This is a genomic window from Streptomyces sp. KMM 9044, from assembly GCF_024701375.2.
Lineage (GTDB): Bacteria > Actinomycetota > Actinomycetes > Streptomycetales > Streptomycetaceae > Streptomyces.
In genome coordinates, this window is the sequence record NZ_CP113910.1 from 3,694,060 (window position 1) to 3,718,004 (window position 23,945).

Consider the following 23,945-nt stretch of genomic DNA (forward strand, 5'->3'; position numbering starts at 1 on the left):
CAAGGAGTGATTTTTCAGATACTGATAGAGAGCGCCAACGGCCCCAGCAGTCGGCCCACTTCCGTCTGCAACTGCTGGACGGCAGGATGCAGCCGGTGGACCTGATGGACCGGTAGAGAGACGGCGACCGTCGCGGCCGTGGTACCGGCTGTGATGGGGACGGCCGCGCACACCGTACCCAGCGCGTACTCCTGACGCGCGAACACCGGCTCCATGCGACGCGTCCGCTCCAGGCGCCGGAGCAGGCTGTGCCCGTCGCGCACGGTGTACGGCGTGACGGGCTGCACGGGGTAGCGGTCGAGGTGGTCCCGGCGGGCGGCCTCGTCGAGCTGGGAGAGCAGGCACTGTCCGATGGCGTGCGCGTGACCGGTCGCCCGGAAGTCTGCCCGTTCCTGGACCGCGGGATGACCCGGGGTGTCGGAGACGCACACCAGGTCGATCTCGCCCTCGTGGTACACCGCGTAGTACACGGGAGCCCCGATTGCGTCACGCCAGCGCGCGAGCGCGTCGACGACCGTGCTGCGACGTTTCTGCGGGGCTCCGGTACTGGTCAGCCGCTCGGCCGCGTCACCGAGGAAGAACAGTCCCTTGTCGCGGCGCAGATAGCCCTCATGCACCAGGGTGCGCAGCAGGTGGTAGGCCGTGGGAAGCGCCAGCCCCGTCTCGCGGGCCAGCTGTTTGGCCGGGGCCCCGTACTCGTGTCCCGCGACGAACTCCAGCAGACGCATCGCGCGCTGCACCGAGCCGATGAGGGTCGCGGTGGGCGCCGGCTCGGACGCCGCCCGTGCACGGGGCTGGCAGGGAACGGCGGACAGATGTGCGGGGACGGTGGCAGCCGTGGCCAAGGGTCACTCCCGGAGCGAGGGGGCAGCCCGTGCGGGGGGGGGACACGGGGTGGGGGTGTACGCCGCTCGCGGGGGTTGTCCCCGCATGGCTTTCCGGACTCTAACCGCCTGTCACCGCAGACAGACGGTCCGTCCGGGAAACTTCCCCCACCAGAGGGAACCGGCGCCGGCCGTTACCGCTTCACCGGCTTCCTGTGGGGCTCATCAGTCGCCGCGCGACGTCGAACTCGACGTGAACTTCCTTACCACGTAGATGAGTCCGCCAACCAGGGCAACGAAGACCAGCACCTTGAAGAGCAGTCCGATCACGAAGCCGACCACACTGGCTATCAGGCCGCCGAACACCACCAGGGCGATGACGGGCACCGCGATCCACTTCACCCACCACGGCAGTCCCATGAAGATCTCTCGCATCGCCTTCGTCCTTACCTGCTCCGCCCGTCTCATACCGGGTCGCGTGAATGATGTCCTGCACTCGATGCTAGGGCGGCAGGAGCCCTGCCGGGGGCCTCGGACCCCCTTGTCCTCCCCTGAGCGGTCCCCTAGGGAACCCGGAGACCGCAGCTCAGCCCTCGGGCGGAGAGAACACCACCAGGACCCTCAGATCCTCACTGATGTGGTGGAACTTGTGCGCGACCCCGGCCGGCACGTACACGACGCTGCCGCGGGCCACCTGCGTGGTCTCCGTGCCGACGGTGATGGCCGCCCTGCCGCTGACGACGAAGTACACCTCGTCCTGGCCGTGCGGCTGCTGCGGATCCTGCCCGCCCGCCTCCAGGGCGTACAGACCGACCGACATGTTCCGCTCACGCAGGAACTGGAGGTAGGCGCCCTCGTTGGCGGCGCGTTCGGCCTCCAGTTCGTCCAGCCGGAATGCCTTCATAGCCTTGTCCGCCCCTGCCTCACTGCTCACATCCGGTCCTGTCTGCCACGATCAGACACATGAAGAATTTCGTAGTCAAGACGATCGCCAACGCCGCGGCCCTCGCGGTCGCGGTGTGGCTGATCGACAAGATCACCCTGTCCGGCGACAGCACGGGCAAGGAGATCGGTACCCTCATACTCGTCGCGTTGATCTTCGGCGTAGTGAACTCACTGGTCAAGCCACTCGTGCAGCTCCTCAGTCTCCCACTTCTCATCCTGACCCTCGGGCTGTTCACGCTGGTGGTGAACGCTCTGATGCTGCTGCTCACCTCCTGGCTCGCCGACGTGGTCGACCTGAGCTTCCATGTGGAGGGCTTCTGGACGGCCGTGCTGGGCGGTCTGGTCGTCTCGGTCGTCTCCTGGGCCCTCAACGTCGTCCTGCCCGACGGGGACTGAGCAGCATGCCCTACCGCGTCTGTTTCGTCTGCACCGGCAACATCTGCCGATCCCCGATGGCCGAATCCGTCTTCCGCGCGCGCATCGTCGAGGCGGGCCTCGACGGCCTGGTCGAGGCCGACAGCGCCGGCACCGACGGCTGGCACGCGGGCGACGGCGCCGATCCCCGAGCGGTGGCCGTCCTTGAGGAGAACGGCTACACCGCCGAACACACCGCCCGGCGGTTCGCCCCGTCCTGGTTCGCCCGCCTCGATCTGGTCATCGCCCTCGACGTGAGCCATCTGAGGACCCTGCGCCGTCTGGCCCCCACCCAGCAGGACGCGGGCAAGGTACGCCTTCTGCGCTCGTACGACCCCGGAGCGGGCGACGATCTCAACGTGCCCGACCCTTACTACGGGGAAACCGACGGCTTCCACGCGTGTCTTGAGATGCTGGAGGCGGCGAGCACCGGGCTGCTCTCCTCGATACGTGAGCAAGCGGAAGGACGGGCGGTATGAGCGATCCGGCAAAGGACAGCGGCTACGGGGTGAGTGCGGGGGAAGCGTCTCCCGGTGACGGCACGCGCGCGGTGCGGGCGGGGCTGCCCGAGCCGGTCAAGCACGAGCCGACTCTGCCCGGTCCCGTCTTCGCCGCCCACTTCCACCTGCCCGGCGACCCCGCCGGCCCCTACACCTACGGCAGGGACGAGAACCCGACCTGGACGCTGCTGGAGCGGGCCATCGGAGAGCTGGAGGCACCGGGACAGGACGGCGTCGAAACCCTGGTGTTCCCCTCGGGCATGGCCGCGATCTCCTCGGTGCTCTTCTCCCAGCTCCGCGCCGGGGACGTTGCCGTCCTGCCGAACGACGGCTATCAGGCACTGCCTCTGGTACGCACCCAGCTGGAGGCCTACGGCATCGAGGTACGCACCGCTCCGACCGGCGGCGACGCCCAACTCGATCTTCTCGACGGCGCGAGGCTGTTGTGGATCGAGACCCCCTCCAACCCCGGGCTCGACGTGTGCGATGTGCGGCGGCTGGCCAAGGCGGCGCACGCGCGGGGTGCGCTGGTCTCCGTCGACAACACCCTCGCGACGCCGCTCGGCCAGCGCCCCCTGGAGCTGGGTGCCGACTTCACCGTGGCCAGCGGTACCAAGCAGCTCACCGGGCACGGCGACATCCTCCTGGGATACGTCGCCGGCCGCGACGCCGAGGCGATGGCCTCGGTACGCCGCTGGCGCAAGGTCGCCGGCGCCATTACGGGGCCCATGGAGGCCTGGCTCGCACACCGTTCGATCGCCACGCTCCAGTTGCGGGTCGACCGGCAGAACGCCACGGCACTGACGCTGGCCCAGGCTCTTCGGGAACGGCCGGAGGTGACGGGGTTGCGCTATCCGGGACTCCCGGACGACCCCTCGCACAAGATCGCCTCACAGCAGATGAGGCGCTACGGATGCGTGGTGTCCTTCACGCTGCCCTCACGCGCGCGTGCGGACCGGTTCCTCGACGAGCTGCGGCTCGTGGACGACGCGACGAGCTTCGGCGGTGTACGGTCCACAGCCGAACGACGGGGTCGTTGGGGCGGAGACGCGGTACCGGAGGGGTTCGTCCGCTTGTCCGTCGGCGCCGAGGACCCTGCCGATCTGGTGGCGGACGTATTGCGCGCACTCACCGAGTCGGCCGGCTGACCGGTCCGTCCGGGCGTGGTACCAGGAACCCGGCTCGAACGACGGACGGTCCGAGTCTCCCCCCCTCGCGGCTCGGACCGCCCCGGTTCTTCGCACGCGAAGAACCGTGCGACCAAGGCTAGTTGACTCTATGTCAGTGTCCAATCACTGTAATGGCAGTAACCTATCGACATATTTATAGTTATGCCGGATCGGCAGCAGGGCCGACAAACGGGAGGGTGTGCTGTGGATCTAGCCTTGCTGCGGACCTTCGTGACCGTGCACCGAGCCGGGTCCTTCACCCGTGCCGCCGCCCTGCTCGGCCTCTCCCAGCCGGCTGTGACCTCACAGATCCGGACCCTGGAGCGGCAACTGGGGCGGCCGTTGTTCCTGCGGCAGGCCCGTGGCGTGACACCCACGACCATCGGGGACGAGCTCGCCCACAAAGCCGCACCTCATCTCGACGCCCTGGTGGAGATCACCGAAACCGGGCTCGACGAGGGCTCCTCCTCACGGACGCTGCACCTGGCGGGGCCCTTGGAGTTCACCTCCGAGCGGGCGGTGCCCGTGCTCACCACGCTGCCCCGCGGAGGCGGCCAGAGTCTCACCCTACGCGTATCCTTCGGAACCGCCGAGGAGACGCTGGAAGGGCTGGCCGCCGGGCGACACGATCTGGCCATCAGTACGGTCCGACCACGCGGCGCACTACTCTCGGCGACTCCGCTCTGCGACGAGGAACACGTCCTCGTCGCCGCGCCCCGCTGGACCGAGCGGGTCGACTCCGGCAGGGTTCACCCCACGGGGGTATCCGCTCTGGAACAGATCCCGGTGATCGAGGTGCATGAGTCGCTCCCCCTCGTCTCCCGATACTGGGCCTCCGTCTTCGACTCCCGGCCTGCCACCGCGGGCACTGTCGTCGTCCCGGATCTACGCGCGGTGCTGGCCTGCGCCGTCGCAGGGGCCGGGCTGGCCGTACTGCCCCGGTATCTGTGCGCGGCCGCACTCGAACGGGGGGAGGTCACCGCCCTGCACGAGCCCGCAGTGCCACCGTTACGTACATACTTCCTGGTGGTCCGGAACGGCACCCTGACCATGCCGCATGTCACACGCGCCCATGAGGCGCTGCAGGAGGCGGCCACCGACTGGTGCTGACCCTCCGGCCGTACCGCCCACGCCGGAAATCCCGCCGGTGATGTGTCGTGATGTTTCACGTGGAACGAGCTGGGCCAGATTTCCTCCATGACCGTCCGACCCGTGGTCAAGCGCACTGCTCGAGCCGTTCTGCTGGACGGCGACCATCTGATCCTGATCAAGCGCACCAAGCCCGGCGTGGATTCCTACTGGATCACCCCGGGCGGTGGTGTGGAGCCGGAGGACTCGACCGTCGTCGATGCTCTCCACCGAGAGGTGTACGAGGAGCTCGGCGCCAAGATCAGTGATGTGGTGCCCTGTTTCGTCGACACGGTGGAACACATCGGCGCGGACGGCGGCGCCACCGGCGTGAAAGTGCAGCACTTCTTCGTCTGCCACCTCGATTCCATGGACCCGTCGTTGCGGCACGGCCCGGAGGTCGACGAGCCCGCCGGCGAGTACCAGATCGTCCGCGTGCCGTTCACTCGCGTGGGCATCGCTTCCGTCCACCTCGTCCCGTTGTCGCTGCGGCACTACCTGGACGGCAACATCGAGGGTGTGCGCGCCCTGCACGCTCCCGACCTGGACTGATCCCCTCTGGCGAATTCATCGGTTTCAAGCGTTTCACGTGAAACATCCCCGGCTGACAACTGCATCTCGTATCGGCCTCGGTGTGACCGAAAGGTCGCATCGATCTTCGGAAACAAGTGGACGCCGACAGCCGACGTCGGACAGCCTGACCTGCGTGCCGACACCTCACCCTGTTTCTCTGCCCATCCGCCGCCTGACGCTCCGCGATCTCTCGGCCTGCGCCGACTTGTCCGAGGACCGGGGGTGGCCACGCGAAGAGCACAAGTGGAGATTCCTCCTCTCCGCCGGGAAGGGCTACGGCATCGACGCCCCCGACGGCGGGCTGGTCACCGCCTGCGTCGTCACCGAGTACGGACCCCAGGAACAGCCCACACTCGGCGCCATCGGCATGGTTCTGGTCGCGGAACGGCATGCCCGGCAGGGCGTCGGACGTCGGCTGATGCACCACGTGATCTCGGCGATGGGCTCCACGCCGCTGACACTGCACGCGACGTCGAACGGCCTCCCGCTCTATGAGGAGCTCGGTTTCAAGGTCACCGGCCGGGCGGAGATGCTCCACGGGCACTTCGTCCCGGGCGCGGGCGAACCGGGGGCCGGGATGTCCACTCGAACCGCGACCGCCGGGGACCTGCCCACCCTCCTGCGGCTCGACCAGGACGTGTTCGGAGCGGACCGCACACACATCGTCGCCCGGCTCCCCGCATTCGCCGACCAGCTGCGTGTGGCCGAGAAGGACGGCCGGATCGTCGGCTACGCCGCTGCGTGGCCCAACATGGACACTCATGTCGTGGGCCCCCTGATCGCCCGCGACACCTCTGCGGCCAAGGCGCTCATCGCCTCGCTCGCCGCCCACACCGACCGGCCGCTGCGCACCGACATCGACGTGCGGCACGAAGAGCTGCTTACCTGGGCGAAGGAGCACGGTCTGGGGTCCATCACCTTCAACGCGGTGATGACGTACGGGAGCACGGACCTGCCCGGCGACTGGACCAGACGGTTCGCCCCTGTGACCGTCGCGGCCGGCTGACGCCGTCCGGACACGACGACGCCGGTTCCCGCAGGTGCCGGGAACCGGCGTACGCGTCTGGGACACGCTGTTCAGGCGAGAGCCTCCACGGCGGTCGTGGCGAAGGAGTGATTCTGCTCCGGCGTGCCTCCGCCGACGTCGATCGCGCCGATCGGACGGCCGCCACGCTGGACGGGCACGCCCCCGGCGATGAACAGCAACGGCCGCTCCAGTGCGGTGGGCAGGGTGTGGAAGAGCCCTCCGGGCTGTACGGCGTCGACGAGGTGGGCTGTGGGCGCGTTCACCTGAAGAGCGGTGTACGCCTTGCGGGTGCTGGTCTCGCCGGAGATCAGCGCGGCGCGGTCGTCCCGCCGGAAGGCGAGCAGATGCCCGCCCGCGTCCAGGACGGTCGTGCTGACCGCGACCCCGGCGACCTCGGCGGCCTGTCGTGCGGCCATGACGAGGGCTTCGGCGTCGGCGGTGGTGAGTGGGGTGACAGCTGTGCTGGTGTTCATGAAGAGGTGCTCCTCGGTGTGTGGTGTGCAGTGGCGATGCCGTTTGAAGCGGTGAGGTCCGTGATGGAAGTGGTGCGGGAGGGTGAAGGCAATACCGACTGTGGCGGCAAAGAGATCCGACGGAGGGGATGGAGGCGGCCCCGGTCTCTGTGCCCACAGGCGCCCCGGTCAGTGGCGGACCGCGGTCTGCCGCTCGGCAGAAGCCTGACTGACCGTCACGATGCCCAAGGCCTTGCCGCGACGGTCGAGGGCAGCGGAGACGAAGGCCAGCACCAGGGCGCTCGCGGCAAGAACGGCACCGACCCAGGTGGGCGCGGTGTAACCGAGACCGGCCGCGATCACCAGGCCGCCGAGCCAAGCGGACAGGGCGTTGCCGAGGTTGAAGGCGCCGATGTTCACGGCCGAGGCCAGCGTGGGGGTGCCGTGGGCCTGGTCGAGAACACACTTCTGCAGAGGCGGAACGGTGGCGAAGCCCAGGCCGCCGATCAGAACGATCGTGACGGCCGCCAGGACCTTGTGGTGCGCGGTCAGGGTGAAGAGCGCGAGGACGACGGAGAGAGCACCCGGGGACACGTACAGCAAGGGCATCAGAGCGCGGTCCGCATACCTGCCGCCGACGAGGTTGCCCCCGACCATGCCGAGACCGAAGAGGACCAGCAGCCAGGTGCCCGATCCGTCCGCGAAGCCGGTCACCTGCGTCGTCATCGGCGCGATGTAGGTGATGGCCGCGAAGACACCGCCGAATCCAAGGACGGTCATCGCCATGGCGAGCAGTACCTGGACGTTCCTGAAGGCAGCCAGTTCGTGACGCACCCGTACCCCCTCGGGTGCGGGAAGGTCGGGAACGAGCCCGGCGATACCGGCCGGTCCGATGACACCGAGCACGGCGACGAGCCCGAACGTGATCCGCCAGCCCCTCCCTGTCACCGTGAGGTGAAACATCCCGGCCTCCGTCCATTTCGGCACCGCTGACGAGATCCGCGACCAGCGGGCCGTCACCCTGGCCAAGGCGTACGAACAGCACCCCGAACGCTTCACCCGCCGCCCCCGACCGCCCGAGATACCCCGCCAGGCGTGGATCAACGATCCCGCGAAACGACGCCTACCCGAACAACAAGCCTCATAGCTCGCAATACGTCTCATTTGACTTGACAATCACCGTCGCTAGGGCCAGAAGCGCAAGAGACATGAGGAGACAGCCCTTCCCGAAAGATTGCAGTATCACTTTGCGTACTCATGCAATAATTTCAAGCGCGGCATAAACGCGAGCGCAGTCTCTTTCGATGTTGCTCTACCCTGGTTCCAGCAGCTCCTGGACGGAGGGAAACGCCAATGACAGCCACGGACCCCGCACTCACCGCCCTTGCGCAGGGTTGGTGCGCCCTCTCCCTGCTGCACGGGAGGGTCGAGGCCCACATCGAGCGGGGCCTCCAGGCCCGGCACGATCTGAGCGTGCGGGAGTACTTCCTGCTCGACGTGCTGAGCCGACAGCACGACGGCGACGGGGGGCATCTGCAGATGAAACAGGTAGCAGACGCGGTCGTGCTCAGCCAGAGCGCCACCACTCGCCTGGTGACCCGGCTCGAGGACCGTGGCCTGCTGGAACGCTACCTCTGCCCTACGGACCGGCGCGGCATCTACACCAACGTCACGCCCGCCGGCCTCGCCCTTCTTGAGGAGGCGCGGCCGACCAACGACTCCGCATTGCGCGAGGCGCTCGACGCAGCGGCGAAGAACCCCGACCTGGCCCCGCTGGTACGCACGGTGGAGACGCTGAAGGCGTCTGTAGCGGCATGAGCCGACCGCTCCGGAGCATGCCTGCTGTCTGCGTAATCTGCGCAAGGTATCGCCATGGAAGATCTTGAGATATGCGCCGCGGCCGCCGACGACATCCCCCGCGATCTCTGCTGTCCCGTGTGCGGCGTCCCGACACGGACTGGTCACATGATCGGCGGGACAAGTCCTGGTTCTGCCGCCGCATGGATCGCTGCGACTACGGCTTCGCCGATCGGGGTCAATTTCATTGGTGACGCCGTGGTTGCACGGATGAGGAGTGGGTGTCCGATCTCGCGACACAGTCTTCCGACTCTCGTGATCAGGGCCGTGTGATGGGTTCCGAGTGCTTCGGCGGCTTCCTTGAGTGTGCGGTAGCGCGACAGGGCAGCGAACTCGCGGAGGCGGTCCCATGCGCCTGGCCCCGTGAAGGCAGGACGGAGGATTTCCGGTGCCTTGCTGGCCTGAGCTGCCAGCTGCGCGAGTTCGGGGCGGGTGTGCCCCAGGGCCTCGGCGTTTGCCTCGGATATCCGGGTTGATCATGTGATGCCGTAGAGGGCGAGGACGCGGTGGCGTTCGGTGTGGGCTCGGCGTCCGGCGGCGGTGTTGACGTACCCGGCGAGCTTGAGCGCGCTGCGGATCAGGTCGCGGACAGCGGCGAGTACGGCGGGCGTATTACGTGTCCTGACCTGGGACTTGTCCTCGCCACAGACAACATTGCGCACCCAGTGGACGGTGTTCTCCACGGTCCAGTGGCCGCGGGCCCAGGCGGCGGCCTCGGCCGCGTCGGCCTGCTCGGCGGGCAGGTCGGTGATGGCGTAGACGGTCTCGCTGGACCACTTCTTCGCCCCGTACAGGCGGCGCCTGCGCTGGATGCGCAGGACCTGGCGGGCGTGCGGGAAGAGCAGGCCGTCAACGGTGACTACCTGCACCGGGCGCTGCTCGTGGCGGCTGTGGCCGCGGGCGTCGTCCCGGTGGATCACGGGCACCTCCTTCCAGGGCAGCCGGTGGAGCTGGCGGGCCTGACCATGCTGGTTGTTCTTGATCGTGAGGAGGTAGTGGGCGCCGCGTTCGCGCAGGTAGACGGCGTGGGCGTGCTGGGCGTGCTGGGCGTGGAGAGCATCGGCGGTGATGACAGCCCCGGCGAGGTCCATGTCGTCGACCTGGTCGAGCAGCGGCGCGAACGCGGGAATCTCGTTCGTCTTCGCGCCGGTCTCACGCGGGGCGAGGGTGATGCCGTCGCCGTGGCGGACCGCGGACAGCACGAGAACCCGGCTGCCGTCAGGGCGTCGTGCACCGCGCAGGCACTTGCCGTCCACCGTGATCGCCCGGCGCCTGCGGCGCACCGGATCGGCCTGGGTGGCAGCCTGGTGGGCCCGGCGCTGTTCCCGCTCCTGGCCGCCGTCCGGCATCAGCGGCGGGGGAGTCGCGCCCTTGTCGGGGAGCAGGGATTTCAGGTAGGTGAACCCGGCCGCGTTGAGCTCGGCCGGATCGAGGCGCCCCAGCACGCTGCGCAGGGTCTTCTCGCCCGGCACCCGGAAGCGGCCCTGGAGCGGGTGGTAGGGCAGGCCGGAGGCGGCCGGTTCCTCGGGGCCGCACGCCGGCACCACTCTGCCGCGGCGGTGATCGAGTCGTGGCCCGCGGGTGTCATCGCGCAGACCACCAGGGCGAGCAGGGAGGAGAGCCGGTAGCGCACCCCGCCGGCTCCGCGCGGACCGGTGAGCGACTCGAACTCGGCTACCGGGCTGCGGACTTGATCCCGCGCGACCTCCGCACCCAGGGCTTCCAGACGGGAGGAGGGACAGACGGGGGGGAGGGACAGACGGGGGAGGGACAGACGGGGGGAGGGACAGGCAGAGGGAGGGACAGACGGGGGAGGGACAGACGGGGGAGGGACAGGCAGAGGGAGGGACAGACGGGAGGAGTGAGGGGGGATGATGGTGGGACGAACACGGCACCTTCATGGATCTTGAAGCGTAGAGAACTCCATGATCCGCAGGGGCCGTGTTCGCCTACTTCCGGGGTCCACCGCAGGCATCAATCAACCCAAGTTCGGACGAGCCGGGCAAACGCCGGGGCCCTGGGACATCACCAGTGGGAAAAGGACACGGGATCTGGGATCCCACAGGGATGTAGGTTCTCACTTTCGGTGTCATGCGCCGACGCTATGACCTGGACGTTCCCCTCCAGTCTCACGACGTGTCGGCAGGCGGCTGTCTCAGATCGATGTCATTTCCTCAGACTGCCCAGCCGGCTGCACCGCTTGTCCGCGTCCCGTCTGAGTGCACCACCACGTACGGAGATACGTGCACCGGCAAGCAGTTCATGTCATCGCGCGGGCATGACGGTGGCGGGGAGGCAAACCTCCAGGATGACTGCGGTGCCAGCCACGGCTCGGTCCTCATGCATGGTGATCTGCTGGCCGGGCTGGACGTGCGTCCAGTGGGAGGGAGTGAGGGGCACAAGGCGAACCGTGGCTCGCCCGCCGGGCTTTAGCACGGGCATGTTCTCAACCCAGAGCCCAGCGATGCTGACCGCACGTCCGCCGGCGGGTGAGAGGAGACCGATGTCCCACATGGGCCGCAGAACACCCGCGCCGGAGATTGGCGTCGTGCGTCGCGCCTCGGCGGCAGGGCGGAGCGTCAAATCCGCCCTGATCACGCCGTTGCGGAACTCGGAGCATCGCCAATGGCACCAAGCCGCACTCCGCTCCAGCTGAAGCTGATCAGCCGCTTCGGCTAGCTCCTCCCAGAAAGCCAAAGGGAGCGAGTGAGCCTCCCCAAACTCCTCCAGCAGACCCAGGGCGATCTCCCACTCGTCGTGAACGAGGTAGTCCCAGACGTCTCCCACCGTGATGTCATTCTCGGTGGCGGTCTCTTCCGGAACCAACAGGAAAGCTGCTTCGAGCAACTCAGGGACGTCCATGCGCTCATTGTCGACCGCATGAACCTGCTGCCCGGTCCGGATGTCAGACCCTGCGCTTAGAGTGCGGCGGGATGGGGCCGGTCCCGAGGCCGCCAGCACCGGAAAACGGCAGCCTCCCTGGTCTGCTCGGGGGTGGTTTCGGCCCAACCAGCGTCCAGGCATCGTTGAGGGCCACGAGTGCAGCCTGTCAGCCCGGCCCCTTTGAGTACCTAATCGGAGTCAGTATCGAGCGACCCGGTGCATCGCACCCGCCCCGGGCGCATTCACCGCGATCGGAGAGCATCGTGAAGAACAGCGCGTTGTGGCGAGTGGTTGACAACCAGAGTGGTACCCAGTCCATCGTCAGCACGCCCTCCGAGGCGGTCGCGTTCGTCAACAGCCGGTTCGACACCGATGACGACGACGAGCCGTTCAGCATCACCGAGGTCGGCCCTCTCCTTCCGAAGCCGCTCGGGATCATCACCGCATGGGCCGCCAAGAAGGACGGCGAGCGAACCGACGGGCGTACTGCCCCGATCACCATCAGGCCGGTTGTGACGGACAACGCCAGCGAGTGCGACGACGTCGTGCTCTGGGACGACGTGTATGTGTCATGGGACCACGACATGTACACCGTCGAGGAGCCGGACAGCTCCGAGTACAGCGAGGCTTACAGCGCAACCGAGTTGAGCGCGATCCTCGACGAGTACGCCGACGACTATGAGTACGCGCCTGAAGGGCCTGAAGGGCCCGACAGCCACAGGTGGCCGAAACCGGAAGAGTTGATCACCTACGGCGCCCAGGAGTGTGCCAAGCGGTTCGGGCACCTCGACGACGACGCCCTGCTGTGGCTCGCTGCCACCCGCATCACGCTCGCCGTGTGGCGCAACACACCCGTCGAGAACTGGCATGCCGGGAAGAGTCCGCTCCACGACGGCACAATGATGCGGATCAACACGGCAACCACCCGACTCGTGCGCTCGATGCTGTCGTTCGACCATGTCGACTGGATCGGTCTCAGTCTCGCGATCGTCAACCCGTCCCGGGTTCTACCGACAGGGCAGTCCGTACTCGAGCTCGGGCTGGCCTGCCACAACCCTGACGACCCGGCGCACGAGGTTGATCCGCGAGAAGAACTCGCGGAGATGGCACAGGTCGCGATCTCATGGGGGCGAAGGTACTGCCTTCGCGAGAAGGAGTTCGGCCTGCGAACCCTGATCGAATCCTTCTGTGCGTCCGACAACGGCTGGTTCGGAGCACCGAGTTGGGGGCGCATCGTCGATCGGTTCCTTACGGCTGTCGACGACCGGGAGAATGCGCACTGGCGCCTGCACCGGGACGAGCCTTGGTTCGACGAGTGGTTCACCAACCGCCCGGCCGACATTGCGGACACCACGGAATTTCGTCGGCTGCTCCATGCCGGGCCTGACCTGCTGTCCGAGGAGGCCGCCGAATGGTGCGTGGATGGTGCCATCGGCTACGTCTGCCAGGACGACCACGCGAACGGCTGCTGGCGGTGCGGTATCCCACCGGCAACGGAGTCCCCCAACGAGTGAACGTGGGCACCAGCATAGAAAAGCATCAAATCCACTGACCGCGCTCTCGCCCACCTGCTCGGCGGCCTCCCCTGCTCGGGGAGCCAGTCGCGGCTCCACTAACTGGAGATGTGCGGGTGCTTCTGACAGATCTGTGGCAGCAACGCTGGCCCGGCTGCCCGCCGGTCGGTCACAAGCTCCGTGAGCCCTACAGAATGTCTGGGTCCGCTTCCACAGTCCGTCGGGTCTTTGTCATCAGCATCACCGGCCTGCCGGTTTCTTGATAACCACGGCTTCCACGACACGGAGGTCGAGCAGTTCGCCGGACCTCCGGGATCATGACGCCATGCAACTCCGATACTTCAATCAGACCGGATGGACCGCCATCTTCAATGGCACTGAGACCGAGATCGGTCGCATGGTGCGTGTGGAGGGATGGGATCCCGCAACCGGGACAGCCTTGGTGGTCGACCCGCAGCGAGGGGCACTGCGCCAGGTCACGGACTACGTGGACTTCTCCCACTTGGAGCGGGCCGATCAGGTCGTTGCCGCGATACCCGGTGGGGGATGGCGGGCACACTGGACGGATGAAGGGCCGGGTGGATCACCTCTCACGGAGCAGGTGCTGGCCTGGTTGATCACTTCGCAGGGCCGGGCGACTGCCATCACGGTCGATGCTCAGGGGCATGTGGAGGACGCCGACAGCGCCGACGCCTTCATACCGCCGGGTGAGGAGCTTCAGTGACGGCGTCGATGCCGCAACAGGCGGGCCCGGCGTCTGAGGGTCGGGCTTCTGATGCCGGCTGGGAGGCTCCCTATTACCGGGGTCGGGCCGCCGGCTTCCAGGTGCTCTTCCTCGTGGAACCGGACGAGGCGATCGAGGAGGTCTGCAACGTCGATGCCGAGGTTCATCTTACCGACGGGTCGCGCTGGAGTTCCACGATCTTCACACCAGTGCGGCGCCGAGAGGTCAGCTGGGCCGGGATGCGATCTGCTGACGGGCAGAGCCCCAGACATCCTCGAACTCCTCGAAGGTGAGTTGTTCGGGGTCGTGGCCTTCCCATTCCGAGACGGGCAGCTCGGCAGTGATCCCGAACCTGCTGTCGTACTCATCGAGGCGGCCGACGTCATGGGCCTGCTGCCATTCGCTCAGGGAGGCGGCTGCGATCGGTGTCAGCTCCGGACCTTGGAGTTCGACCTGCCGTGTGACCCAGCCTTCGGCGTCGACCTCGAAGTAGAACCAGGTGTCTTCCTCATCCCAGTAACAGCGCACCCATGCGATCACCAGGCCATGATACCGGGTTAGTGGTGGCCCCGGCCATCTTGGGTCTTCGAAGTTAGTCGGGGACCCCCTCGCGGCGGGCTCGTCTCGTGGTCGCGCAGAGTGACCGTAGGCGTTGGTTGGCGCGGTTGCGATAGCCGAAGGCGCATCGCGCGTCGAGCTTGATGACGCGGTTGTTGCCCTCGCTGGCGGCGTTCGTGATCCCGGTCAGGACGTATGCCTCGATGCCGTTCCACCACTGATCGACGGTTTCGGCGAGGGTGACGAGTTCGGGCAGGTGGGCGTGGTCGGCGACGTGGGCGTTGAAGCGGTGGCGGGCTGCGGAGATCGCGGAGCGGTCGGGGGTGACGTGGGTGCGGTGGACGGCCAGGCCGAGGAGGTCACGCAGGAGTTCCTTGGCCTGCCAGGCCGCGTAGATCTGACGGCCGTAGGTGCCCATGTACTCCAACTCGACCTTGAGCAGGGCGAGTTGTTCTCCGGTGAGGTCTTCCTTGTTGCGGCGCAGGAGTTTGCGGACGGTGTAGACGCTGTCTCCTTGCGGGCCCGGCGGCCGTGCTGTTTCCAGGTGAGGCGTCGGCGCAGGTCGGCGAGGTGGCGCTGGGCGAGTTGCACGATGTGGAAGCAGTCGATGACGACGGTGGCGTGGGGCAGGGCGCGGTGGATTGCGGCGCGGAAGGTGGCGCACAGGTCGATGGCGACGTAGCGCACGTGTTCGCGCCAGGCGGCGGGCTGGGCGCTGAGCCAGTCGGCGACCGAGTCCGCGTTGCGGCCCTCGACCTGGCCGAACAGGCCGCGTCCGCCGATCGCGTCGACGAAGCCGATGTGCCAGGCATCCGCGACCAGCTCCCACTTCTCCGTGTCCGGGTTCTGCTTCCATACCGGCTTGCCCCGCCTCGTCTCGTCGATCCCGATCGCCTCGGTCGTCGGCAGTGCGGCGGGCAGGTGGCGCTCGGCGTAGGTGCGGGTGGCGCGCATGACGACCGGCCAGGACGGCCCCAGGTCGCGGCCGGTCTGCACCACGGTGCGTCCGCCGTCGGCCACGGCCTGCCCGCACGCGGTCCGCAGCCGCTCGGTGAGCCGCATCCGTGCGGGTATCTGGGGAATCTGTTCGGTGAACGAGCCCCGCTCACAGGCATCTTCACGACACTGCCAGCGCCGTTTGTGCCAGCGGATCCGTACCGCGCCACCGCCATGGGCGAGGTCACGAGGCCGCGTCACGGCCCGTTCCTTGACCCGGGTGGCGAAGGTCCCGCACGCCGGGCAGGCCCGCGCCGCCGGGGCCGTGGTCACCAGACGCACCGTACGTATCCCGTCCTCGTCGCGGACGACCTCGGCCACCGCGACCCCCTCCAGATCGAACAGCGCCGTCGCGCCGGTATCGTGGCCCATGCCGCCCGTGTCTGTTTGAAGATCGGCTGTCTAGACACCAGTCATGATCCACAAGCAGCGCGGGCGGTCTGCGTTCACCCCTCACGCACCCACGACGGTCACTCTCGGCAACCGGCGGTACAGGTCACGGGCGGCCCTCCCCGACTAAATTCGAAGACCCGCGGAAGGCTCCGGTGGCGCGACAGATGTCCTCCCACTGCTCGTCCGGCAGCAGTCCGGTGTAGTCGAGGCTGCGGCGGTGCCGGTAGTCAATGGGGGGTGGATTCCGCGCGAGGTGGTCGGCCAGCCGGGTCAGCGCCGCTGCGATCTGCGGCCAGCTCGGGGTGTCCTCCAGAACCTGGAGGATGCGGCTGATGTTGTCCGGGTCGATGGCTTTGCCGAGCTCGGCGGCGACGGTGTCGATCTCGATGCGGATGCCGGTGATCAGCACGCAGGCCGAGAACGCCGGCCGCAGGAATCGATCCCAGGTCCCTCCGGGCGATAGGCGAGCCGCCCAGGCCGGCCAGAGCAGGCCAGGTGTGCTGCGGGCGAGCTTGTCGACACGCTCGCCCGAGCGGTCCGGGTAGGAGGCAAGCGGGCCGGCAGTGCGGTAGCGCAGACGATCGCTGGGACGGAAGTCCTCCTCAAGGGAGACGAGTTGGGTGGCGAGCAGGACGGGGCTGGTTCCGCTTCCCCACTTGCTGAGGGTGCTGGCGGTCACGGTCACGTCACGCTCGCGGGCCTCGGTGGTCAGCCAGCGCATCCGCTCGGCGGCCTGACGGATATCGGGTGCGGTAAGGATCTCGACGGCGGCGGTGACTCCGGCTGCGGCGACCGCGGCCTGGGAGGGGGCCATGAACCCTGGCCGGGCATCGGCCAGGGCGGGGCCGCGCGGGACGGGTTCTTGGGCGCGGGCTTGGCGGTAGGCGGCAAGAAGATCGTCGGGCAGGCGTCGGGCCAACTGCCTTGCACTGGTGTCGGCCAGAGCCCGTCCCGCGATCGCACGCAGGTCGGCCAGGGCTGATGCGGCCGGGACCGGATGGTTGGCGTAGGTGCCGAAGGACGCGGTGCCGGAGGCGATGAGGTCGAAGACGTGCTGCTGGGCGGCCAGAGTGGGGTGCTCTTCGGACAGCGTGAGGACCGGGGCGTCGCGCAGGTCGGCGCCGCAACGCGGGCGGCGGTGTCCGCGTACTCGTTGCGGCTCTGGGTCGTCCACCGGCCGTGCGTGGGGGCAGTGGCCTGGATGGACTGCCAGGAGGCGGGGGTGAGGTGTATCCCGCTGTGATCGTCCGCAAGCGGGGCAGGCATCCTGCAGGAGGCAGTGGTGCCGCATGCAGGCGAACGACCAGCCCAGGCGCCACTCCAGCCGCCAGCGCCCACCGGTCTCGGCCAAGCACGGTGGGCAGTATCGGGAGCCTCGGCCCCGTCCCCAGAGCAGACGGCGCTTGACGTGGCGGGTGTCTGAGTCGATGAACACGGCCCGTCCGTCATAGGCGGCGAGCGTCATCGCGGCGATGGCATCCGGGGCGATCCGACACACTGCGGCGATCGCCTCGGTCTCGTGCGGCCTGAGCATCACTGTCCACTCGGTGGGGATGTCCTGGGTCCGCCTTCGGTGTTCGGGCCTCGGCAGGCCGAGTTGCGGCAGCAGCTCGCCGAGCGGGGTGTGCAGGCGGTGTGCGAGCGCTTCGAACCACGAGTCCAGCGCCTCCCCAGGCAGCGGCTCGAAGCGCAGGGGAAGAGTGCGCGGAATGCTCATGCCGCCCGCTTGCGGGGGCGGCTGGTGCGCCGGCCGCTGGCGAAAGCCGCTTCCAGCTCCCGGCGGGCCCGCTCGGAAGCGGCGTCATTCTTGACGGTGTTCAGCAGCTCCTCGTCCAGGCGCTCGGCGCCGGTGCGTACGGCTTTCTGGCAGCCGCGGTTGAGCACGGTCATGAGCGAGCCAATGTGTCCGGTGCTGCGAGCGAAGAGGTAGTCGGACAGCTCGTCCGCGATCATCCCCGGAGTCTTGTCGGCCAGCACGACGCGCTGTTCGATGGCCAGCAGCAGGTCACGCCAGTCGCGACGCCCCTTCTCGGTGTCGATGGTGAACGGTTTCATGCCCAGCCGGGTGGTGCGGCGTCCGGTCTGGGCGATCGCCGCGTCCTCGAAGTCTTCTCCTTCGTCGAACAGCCCACGCTTGGCCAGCCCGACGCCGATCAGCAGCAGGGTGACGGGGAACTCGTTGGCGATGTACTTGAAGTGGTTGCTGATCTCGGCACCATTTCGGTCCCGGAACTTCAGGAAGTGCAGGTCGTCAATGATGACAAGCTCCGCTCCGCTGGAGAGCACGCAGTCCAGGGCTCGGTAGCCGAAGTCGGCAGCGGTGCCGCGGAAGCGGCCGGGGTGAGCGTAGAACTCCAGGATGCCGCGGTTGAAGTCACGCATCCCGGTGTTCGCGGTGAGCCCGACACGGCAGATCGGCATGGGTGCGGATCCTTCTGGGGGAAGGTCGTTGATCAGGCTCCGAGTTGGTAATCCCGCTGTTCGGGGTAGGTGCGCTGGTGCTCGCGGGTGTGGTGGTAGGCGAGGTAGTCGTCGAGGTCTCCGTTGGCGTGGACGGCGCGGAGTTTGAGTACGGCTTCGGCGCTGTCGAGGCCCCAGCGGGCGCCGGTGATGTCGAGGCGGTCACCGATGAGGTGGCGGCAGGCTCCCTCGACGGAACCGGTCGCGATCGGCCACCCGTTCTTCAGCGCGATGTCGTAGCGGAGTCGGGCGAGGTGCCCGGTCAGGTAGCGGACACAGGTGCCGACGGCCTCGCGCTTGGAGCCGGTGAGCTGGTCTTTCTCGGCCTGCGTGGTCATCTCGCGGGTGACGCGGGCGGCGTGTCCGTGCAGGATCGCGGTGAGTTTCTCCGCGGCGAAGGTCTCCGCGGCCTCGCTGCCGACCGGGTGGAAGGCGTGGGCGGCCGTCCAGAGGTATTCCGCGACATGCACGAAGTCGATCAGGACGTGGATCGTCGCCTTGCGCCGCCGTGCCTCGGCCTCGACCAGATCGAGTTGGTGGTGGGCGCCGTCGACGAGGACGAGCCAGGGCCGCAGGTGGCCCCGGTCGCGGTCGGCGGCCTGGGTGAACGCCTCGGCGATCACGTCGGCCGGGTCGTGGATGAGCGAGGCGGTGCACCACCGGTTGACCGCCTTCGGGCCGGGACTGGGTGGGCGTGCGCAGGCCGCTGCGGCCGCCCGGCGGGTGGACGATGTCGTGCGGACGACGCACGGCGGGGACGGTGTCGTGGACGCAGGCGATCGTCGCCATCCGTTTCCTGTCCGGTTTCTCACCCGGCGCGAGCCGGGCCCGTCGGCCGCGGCGCTTCTTGGCCTCGGCGGCCCGCCGGGTGGCCTCGCGCAACGCTTCGGGCCGCATCACCACACCCTTGCCGTCGACCTGGATGACCAGGGGCATGTCGGCCGTGCACGCGGGGGCGATCTTGTGGTGGTAGAAGGCGTCGATGTCGACGGCGGCCTCAACGACCAGGGATTCGGCCCGTCGCTTGCCCAGGACCTTCCCGCACCGGTCGGTGACCGCCGAGACGGCCTGGTCGTAGGAGGAGCGGACCGCTTCGCGGACAGCGAGGCGTTTGATGCCGTGACTGTACCGGCCGTGCGGCAGCGACAACCGCGCGTCCGCCGGGTGCGCATTGGCCCGCCCCCGGCTCCGCCAGGCGCACCGGGTCACGGTCACCTTTCCGAACAGACAGGTCAGCTGCCGTTCGTGTCCCCGCTCGCGGTACGGTCGCCTCTCTCCGTCCGCACCGAGGACCGGCTCCGGCGGCGGGTGCTGTTCTTCGCGGACCGCGCGCAGATCGAGGTGGTCCTGGAAGAAGCGGCGCAGGATCTCCCTGCCGTCGACCTCGATCAGACGCTCCACCGCGGCGTGGTCCAGCTCGGCGGTCTCACGCGCCGACAGCCGTGCTGCCAGCGACTTCACCGCCTCCATCGAGCAGGCAAACGGGTCGGGGACATCGCTGGTGCCGTAGCGTTCCATCCGGGCTCTTCTTCCTGATGTTCGTTTCGGTTCGCACCTACGAATGTAGGGAGAAGAGCCCCTTGAACACCGGGAGTTGACCTACCTCACCGAGCCGGCTGCCGCCCGGTGGGCCGAGATGGTGAACTGCCCCGGCGCCTGTTCGGCCAGCCAGCCCCGCTCAACCAGCCTCTTCAGCTTCGACCGTGTCGCCTCGATCTTCGAGGTCTGGGCGGGCAGCCCGATCCTGGGCACGATCTGCTTCGCCTGCACCGCCCCCGGCGCGTCGTCGATCACGTCCACGATGTCGCGGTAGACCGGCGGGAGATCCACGCTGGTCATCCCTCCCGCCAGAAGGTCACGGTCTGCACCCCCACCACCCGGCCCCCGCCCACCGGCAAGGTCTCCGCCGGCGGCCGGGCCACTTCGAGGGCCACTCCCTCGGCCGCGAGTTCCTCCAGAGTCTCCCGCGTCACCGTCAGCCGATCCAGCCGGCCCCGCTCGGCCTCCAGCCGAACGGTCAACGCGGCCACCTCCCGCTCGAGTTCCTCCACCCGCAACCGCACCGCCGCCTGGCGTTCCTCCAGCTCACCGATCAACGAGCCCATCCGGCACCGCCTCCTCTACCGCCACGGTAGACAAGCCGCCACCCCACCCACACCCGGATCAGCGAAACCCCAGCTCAACCATCCCTGGAAAGGATCCGCACCCATCTGCGTCAGCGGCCCGACATGTGATCTGCAAGGGCGTGCTCGCCATTCTCGTGCCAGGGCACAGCAGACCGGACAGCATCAAAGTCCTTGGGGGAAGAGGCACCGGTGTGATGGGGACGCTGCCGCAGCCAACACATCCGTTTGACGAGCATGGCGGTGCGGCTGACAGTTACGCTCCCGCACACGGCAACATCCGCGCCTTGGGGGGAACCATGCGCCGCACCACCATCCTGCTCGCCGCCGCCTGCCTGCTCGTAGGGGCCGCGGTCGGCTGCTCGAAGTCCTCCGGCGATAAAGCCGAAGACTGCGCCACCGCGCTCACGGAGCGGACCGGAGGCGACTCCGCAGACACGCCGACCGTCAGCGAAGCGGAGAAGCGGGTCGACGCACTCGACACGACGCTGGCAGACATGGTCCGCACGGGGTACGAGGGAGTGGCCAAGGACGCGGCTGACACGGTGGAGAAGAAGACCAAGGAGGGCGGTAAGAGTCGGCCGGAGGCATGCGAGCCGCTCTCGGAGAACGACTACACCGTGCTGTTGATGGCCAAGACCATCCACGGCCTGGGGTGGACGGACAAGGACGGGCAGTTCGACAAGCTCAGGATGGTGAAGGGTCTGTCCGACTAGCACTGCTGTCGTCGTGGTGAGGCCCCGCTCGGAGGTCCGGAGCGGGGCCTCGCTGCGTACCCTGATGCAATGAGCGCGTGCGCGTGAACTGGGTGCCGGTACCGGGCGAAGCCCGCTCTCCCAGGTGGCTTTGTTCACGACTCTCTCGACAGCGTTTGTTCAGCAAACTCATGAACAATCCGTCTCGAGGCCGGTGGCTTCGTGCCTCCCGATCCAGTGACGAAGTGCTGCCCGTTCTTCTCGTGGACAGAGCCACCCAGGCTGCTCGCGAAACCGACTTTCAGCGCCTGGACGGGCCGTACCAGCCACGGACACGAGCGAGACAGCTGCGGTTTCAACTCAAGCGGTAGCCAAGGAGCGAGAGGCCGGCGGCCGCAGCGCGGTGCTGGTAGGCGCGCAGTCCTGGGGCGCCGGGGGGTACGGGCTTGCGGGCGTTGCGGTGCCAGTGGCCGGTGAGTGCGACGAGGAACGCTGTGGTGGTGTCGGGGCTGCTGGCGGTGGCGGGGTGGTCGCGGAGCAGGCGGGCGACGTCTGCGGGCGTGTGTCCGGCGAGGATGAGCTGCGGGGCGAGGGAGGCGGCGTCGATGCAGGCCGGGCCGGTGGTGGCGTGTGCCCAGTCCACGAAGGTCACTCCGAGGTGGTGGTCGCGGACCATGTTGTCGGCGCGCAGGTCGCCGTGGACGATGCGGTCGCCGTGGGCGAGGGCGGGCCAGGCCGCCTCGAGTTCGGCGAGCTGCTCCAGGCGGTCGCGGGCGGCGGGGGCAAGGTCGGCCGGCGGGTCGGCGAGCAGGGCGTTCCAGCCGTGCAGGGCCACCGTGGTGGAGGGTGTGCTGTTCACTGCTGCCGCGTAGGAGGCCGGGGCGGGGCTGGAGGTGAGCTTGTCCAGCAGGGCCCAGGTCTGTTCGGCGTCGCCGGAGTCCGGGGAGAAGTCGGGGTGCGGGCCGTTCAGGTGGGCGATGACGACGGCGGTCCAGTGGGCGGCGCGGTGGATGCCGAGCAGGGCCGGGGCCGGGGCGCCGGGTGGCAGCGAGGCGAGGACAGCGGCCTCATGGAGGTTGGCGGCGGTCAGCGGGTCGTCGTCGGGGGCTGCTTTGACGAAGGCCCGGCGGCCGTCGGCCAGGGTGAGCGCGGCGGCGAGCTGGTGGCCGAAGCCACCGCCGGGGGTGACCGTGTCGGTGACGGGTGCGCCCAGGGCGTCCTCGAGGCGGGCGCGCAGGGGGGTGGGGACGTCGGTCCATTGCAGGCGGCCGCTGGTGGGCGGTACAGGCATCAGGGGTATCTCTCAGAGGTCCGGAAAGTCGGGTGGCGGGGTGATGGGGTGCGCGCCGAGCCGGACCGCGAGTCGGGGCTGAGAAACGGGTTCCTCAGTGCTCCAGCTCGACGCCGGGTGCTCGTCGCCGCATCACGCGCATTCGCCTGTGTCCTCTTGAGTGCAGAAGTGCAAAGGGGCGCCCGTAGGGGCGCCCCTCCACTGTAGTGGTCTGGTTGGGTCACGTGCTGCCGATTAGGGGCAAGTGGTGCAGCAGGGACGACCCGATACTGGCGGGCTCGGGCAGGAGGTGATCGGCCCCGGCGGCGCGCAGGGCTGCGGGAGGGTGCCAGCCCCACACGGCTCCGAGCGCGACGACTCCGGCGGCGCGGGCCGCGGTCATGTCGGTGGGGCTGTCCCCGACGAACACGGCGCGCTCCGGTGGAACGTCCAGTCGGCTCAGGGCGGCGTGAAGGCCGTCGGGGGCCGGTTTGGGCCGGGTTTCCTGGCGGGTGATGACGACGTCCAGCAGGTCGGACAGGGCCGGCGGCAGCAGCCACCGCAGGCGGTCGGGGTCCTGGAGGGTGACCGCGCCGGTGGCCGTGTTCGGCGGTGGCGGCGGCCTGGGCCAGGCGGCGGGACCGGACCCCACCCGGCCGCACCCGCAGTGCCAGGAAACGCGAGCGCATCGGCCCGCGGGAGCCTTCGCGCCAGGTGACCTCGGTGAACGCCTGCCGCCCGTGACCTGTGGCCAAAACGGACACAGGGGAGGGCTTGTCCCGGTAGCGGGGCTGCGGCCTGCGGCCGTTGCCGGACCATGCCGGGGCGGTGGGCCGCGCGTCGTGCGGGTGCACGGTCACGTCCGAACGGATGGCCACGACATAGCCGATGTCCCGCCGGCTCAGGCCGTCGCGGAAGTCGGCGTTCTGTCCGTAGCCGGCGTCGGCCACCACCACCGGCGGCACCGGACCCCACCCCGCCAGCCCGTCGAAGGTGTCCAGGGCCAGGCGCCACTTCTCCCGGTGCCCGACCTCATCGGGCACCCGGCAGCGACGCCGGCGTTCGGCGTCGCTGTCCCACTCCCTGGGCAGGAACAGCCGCCACTGAAGCGGGACGGAGGCGGTATCGGTGACCGCGTGCACGCTGACCGCCACCTGACAGTTCGCCTGCTTGCCCAGGGCCCCGCAGTACTGGTGCGCGACAGCGACCGACATCTTCCCGTCCTTGGGAAACGACACGTCGTCGACCGCCCAGGCATCCGGGCCGATCAGCGGCACCATCCGCTGCGCGATCCGCCGCCGGACCGGCACCGGATCCCAGGTCGACTGGTTCACGAACTGCTGCAGGTTCTGCTCGTTGCCATCCGGCAGCCGAGCGGCCATGGCCTGGACGGACTTGCGTCGCCCGTCCACCATCAGTGGGTCTGTGTAGCAAACGGTG

The 23,945-nt window shown here is 68.5% G+C and carries 24 protein-coding genes and 5 pseudogenes; 10 read left to right on the forward strand and 19 right to left on the reverse strand.

The window, feature by feature from the left end; translation table 11 throughout:
* Positions 1-14: 14 nt before the first annotated feature.
* The 3 genes from HUV60_RS16640 to HUV60_RS16650 form a co-directional block, all read right to left on the reverse strand.
* The gene (locus tag HUV60_RS16640) at positions 15-728 is read right to left on the reverse strand and encodes an IclR family transcriptional regulator domain-containing protein (protein WP_443047526.1); all 714 of its coding nucleotides are present in this window, start codon (positions 726-728) and stop codon (positions 15-17) included.
* Between the two features lie 321 nt (positions 729-1,049).
* Entirely contained in the window at positions 1,050-1,259 is a 210-nt protein-coding gene (locus HUV60_RS16645; RefSeq protein ID WP_257850518.1) for a DUF5326 family protein, read from the reverse strand.
* A gap of 151 nt (positions 1,260-1,410) precedes the next feature.
* Positions 1,411-1,728, reverse strand: a complete 318-nt coding sequence (locus tag HUV60_RS16650; RefSeq protein WP_257851660.1) for a cupin domain-containing protein — start codon at positions 1,726-1,728, stop codon at positions 1,411-1,413.
* A gap of 59 nt (positions 1,729-1,787) precedes the next feature.
* Between HUV60_RS16650 and HUV60_RS16655 the strand changes: the two genes are divergently transcribed.
* The 6 genes from HUV60_RS16655 (at position 1,788) to HUV60_RS16680 (ending at position 6,559) form a co-directional block, all read left to right on the forward strand.
* Positions 1,788-2,165 (forward strand): phage holin family protein, encoded by a 378-nt coding sequence (locus tag HUV60_RS16655; RefSeq protein WP_257850517.1) that lies wholly within the window; start codon positions 1,788-1,790, stop codon positions 2,163-2,165.
* Between the two features lie 5 nt (positions 2,166-2,170).
* Positions 2,171-2,662 carry a low molecular weight protein-tyrosine-phosphatase gene (locus tag HUV60_RS16660; protein WP_257850516.1) on the forward strand — a complete coding sequence of 164 codons (492 nt, stop codon included), beginning with the start codon at positions 2,171-2,173 and terminating at the stop codon, positions 2,660-2,662.
* Complete coding sequence (locus HUV60_RS16665) at positions 2,659-3,831, forward strand: cystathionine gamma-lyase (protein WP_257850514.1); 1,173 nt, start codon at positions 2,659-2,661, stop codon at positions 3,829-3,831. Before HUV60_RS16660 ends, HUV60_RS16665 begins: the two co-directional genes overlap by 4 nt.
* Before the next feature lie 225 nt (positions 3,832-4,056).
* Positions 4,057-4,962: a LysR family transcriptional regulator gene (locus HUV60_RS16670; protein WP_257850513.1), complete on the forward strand. Its 906-nt coding sequence runs from the start codon at positions 4,057-4,059 to the stop codon at positions 4,960-4,962.
* A gap of 87 nt (positions 4,963-5,049) precedes the next feature.
* Positions 5,050-5,532: an NUDIX domain-containing protein gene (locus tag HUV60_RS16675; RefSeq protein ID WP_257850512.1), complete on the forward strand. Its 483-nt coding sequence runs from the start codon at positions 5,050-5,052 to the stop codon at positions 5,530-5,532.
* Between the two features lie 154 nt (positions 5,533-5,686).
* A complete protein-coding gene (locus HUV60_RS16680; RefSeq protein WP_257850511.1) occupies positions 5,687-6,559 on the forward strand; it encodes a GNAT family N-acetyltransferase in 873 nt (290 codons plus the stop codon).
* A 71-nt stretch (positions 6,560-6,630) separates the two neighbouring features.
* On the opposite strand, the gene HUV60_RS16685 is transcribed toward HUV60_RS16680, so the two are convergent.
* Positions 6,631-7,053 carry a GlcG/HbpS family heme-binding protein gene (locus HUV60_RS16685; RefSeq protein ID WP_257850510.1) on the reverse strand — a complete coding sequence of 141 codons (423 nt, stop codon included), beginning with the start codon at positions 7,051-7,053 and terminating at the stop codon, positions 6,631-6,633.
* Positions 7,054-7,221: 168 nt separating this feature from the next.
* Positions 7,222-7,968 (reverse strand): annotated as a pseudogene (locus tag HUV60_RS16690) (MFS transporter); the annotation flags it as partial.
* Between the two features lie 417 nt (positions 7,969-8,385).
* On the opposite strand from HUV60_RS16690, the gene HUV60_RS16695 reads away from it, so the two are divergent.
* Positions 8,386-8,850: a MarR family winged helix-turn-helix transcriptional regulator gene (locus HUV60_RS16695; protein ID WP_257850509.1), complete on the forward strand. Its 465-nt coding sequence runs from the start codon at positions 8,386-8,388 to the stop codon at positions 8,848-8,850.
* Positions 8,851-8,993: 143 nt separating this feature from the next.
* Here the strand turns inward: HUV60_RS16695 and HUV60_RS33930 are convergent, their stop codons facing one another.
* The 3 genes and pseudogenes from HUV60_RS33930 to HUV60_RS16705 all read right to left on the reverse strand — a co-directional run bounded on the left by HUV60_RS33930 (position 8,994) and on the right by HUV60_RS16705 (position 11,751).
* Positions 8,994-9,356: a helix-turn-helix domain-containing protein gene (locus tag HUV60_RS33930; RefSeq protein WP_443047528.1), complete on the reverse strand. Its 363-nt coding sequence runs from the start codon at positions 9,354-9,356 to the stop codon at positions 8,994-8,996.
* 9 nt (positions 9,357-9,365) lie between these two features.
* Positions 9,366-10,663: pseudogene (locus tag HUV60_RS16700) on the reverse strand (ISAs1 family transposase).
* Between the two features lie 491 nt (positions 10,664-11,154).
* Positions 11,155-11,751, reverse strand: a complete 597-nt coding sequence (locus HUV60_RS16705) for a hypothetical protein (RefSeq protein ID WP_257850508.1) — start codon at positions 11,749-11,751, stop codon at positions 11,155-11,157.
* A 284-nt stretch (positions 11,752-12,035) separates the two neighbouring features.
* On the opposite strand from HUV60_RS16705, the gene HUV60_RS16710 reads away from it, so the two are divergent.
* The gene (locus HUV60_RS16710) at positions 12,036-13,286 is read left to right on the forward strand and encodes a hypothetical protein (RefSeq protein WP_257850507.1); all 1,251 of its coding nucleotides are present in this window, start codon (positions 12,036-12,038) and stop codon (positions 13,284-13,286) included.
* 325 nt (positions 13,287-13,611) lie between these two features.
* Complete coding sequence (locus HUV60_RS16715; protein ID WP_055592324.1) at positions 13,612-14,010, forward strand: hypothetical protein; 399 nt, start codon at positions 13,612-13,614, stop codon at positions 14,008-14,010.
* A 225-nt stretch (positions 14,011-14,235) separates the two neighbouring features.
* On the opposite strand, the gene HUV60_RS16720 is transcribed toward HUV60_RS16715, so the two are convergent.
* The 8 genes and pseudogenes from HUV60_RS16720 to HUV60_RS16750 form a co-directional block, all read right to left on the reverse strand.
* Positions 14,236-14,550: a hypothetical protein gene (locus HUV60_RS16720; RefSeq protein ID WP_257850506.1), complete on the reverse strand. Its 315-nt coding sequence runs from the start codon at positions 14,548-14,550 to the stop codon at positions 14,236-14,238.
* Between the two features lie 52 nt (positions 14,551-14,602).
* A complete protein-coding gene (locus HUV60_RS33935) occupies positions 14,603-15,172 on the reverse strand; it encodes an ISL3 family transposase (RefSeq protein ID WP_443047529.1) in 570 nt (189 codons plus the stop codon).
* Positions 15,100-15,936 (reverse strand): annotated as a pseudogene (locus tag HUV60_RS16725) (transposase); the annotation flags it as partial. The pseudogene HUV60_RS16725 and the gene HUV60_RS33935, both read right to left, overlap by 73 nt.
* Positions 15,937-16,060: 124 nt before the next feature.
* Positions 16,061-17,674 carry a TniQ family protein gene (locus HUV60_RS16730; protein ID WP_257850505.1) on the reverse strand — a complete coding sequence of 538 codons (1,614 nt, stop codon included), beginning with the start codon at positions 17,672-17,674 and terminating at the stop codon, positions 16,061-16,063.
* Positions 17,671-18,378, reverse strand: coding sequence for a TniB family NTP-binding protein (locus HUV60_RS16735; RefSeq protein WP_257850504.1), 708 nt, complete (start codon positions 18,376-18,378; stop codon positions 17,671-17,673). Before HUV60_RS16735 ends, HUV60_RS16730 begins: the two co-directional genes overlap by 4 nt.
* A gap of 32 nt (positions 18,379-18,410) precedes the next feature.
* Positions 18,411-19,935, reverse strand: a pseudogene (locus tag HUV60_RS16740) (ISKra4 family transposase).
* Between the two features lie 81 nt (positions 19,936-20,016).
* Positions 20,017-20,256 carry a hypothetical protein gene (locus HUV60_RS16745; protein ID WP_269441195.1) on the reverse strand — a complete coding sequence of 80 codons (240 nt, stop codon included), beginning with the start codon at positions 20,254-20,256 and terminating at the stop codon, positions 20,017-20,019.
* Positions 20,253-20,522: a hypothetical protein gene (locus tag HUV60_RS16750; RefSeq protein WP_269441196.1), complete on the reverse strand. Its 270-nt coding sequence runs from the start codon at positions 20,520-20,522 to the stop codon at positions 20,253-20,255. Before HUV60_RS16750 ends, HUV60_RS16745 begins: the two co-directional genes overlap by 4 nt.
* Before the next feature lie 317 nt (positions 20,523-20,839).
* Here HUV60_RS16750 and HUV60_RS16755 point away from each other — a divergent pair, with 317 nt between their 5' ends.
* Positions 20,840-21,256 (forward strand): hypothetical protein, encoded by a 417-nt coding sequence (locus tag HUV60_RS16755; protein WP_257850503.1) that lies wholly within the window; start codon positions 20,840-20,842, stop codon positions 21,254-21,256.
* A 334-nt stretch (positions 21,257-21,590) separates the two neighbouring features.
* Here the strand turns inward: HUV60_RS16755 and HUV60_RS16760 are convergent, their stop codons facing one another.
* The 3 genes and pseudogenes from HUV60_RS16760 to HUV60_RS16770 form a co-directional block, all read right to left on the reverse strand.
* Positions 21,591-22,526 carry an aminoglycoside phosphotransferase family protein gene (locus HUV60_RS16760; RefSeq protein ID WP_257850502.1) on the reverse strand — a complete coding sequence of 312 codons (936 nt, stop codon included), beginning with the start codon at positions 22,524-22,526 and terminating at the stop codon, positions 21,591-21,593.
* 220 nt (positions 22,527-22,746) lie between these two features.
* Positions 22,747-23,157 carry an HAD family hydrolase gene (locus tag HUV60_RS16765; protein WP_257850501.1) on the reverse strand — a complete coding sequence of 137 codons (411 nt, stop codon included), beginning with the start codon at positions 23,155-23,157 and terminating at the stop codon, positions 22,747-22,749.
* A pseudogene (locus tag HUV60_RS16770) lies at positions 23,108-23,938 on the reverse strand (IS701 family transposase); the annotation flags it as partial. The pseudogene HUV60_RS16770 and the gene HUV60_RS16765, both read right to left, overlap by 50 nt.
* Between the last annotated feature and the right edge of the window lie 7 nt (positions 23,939-23,945).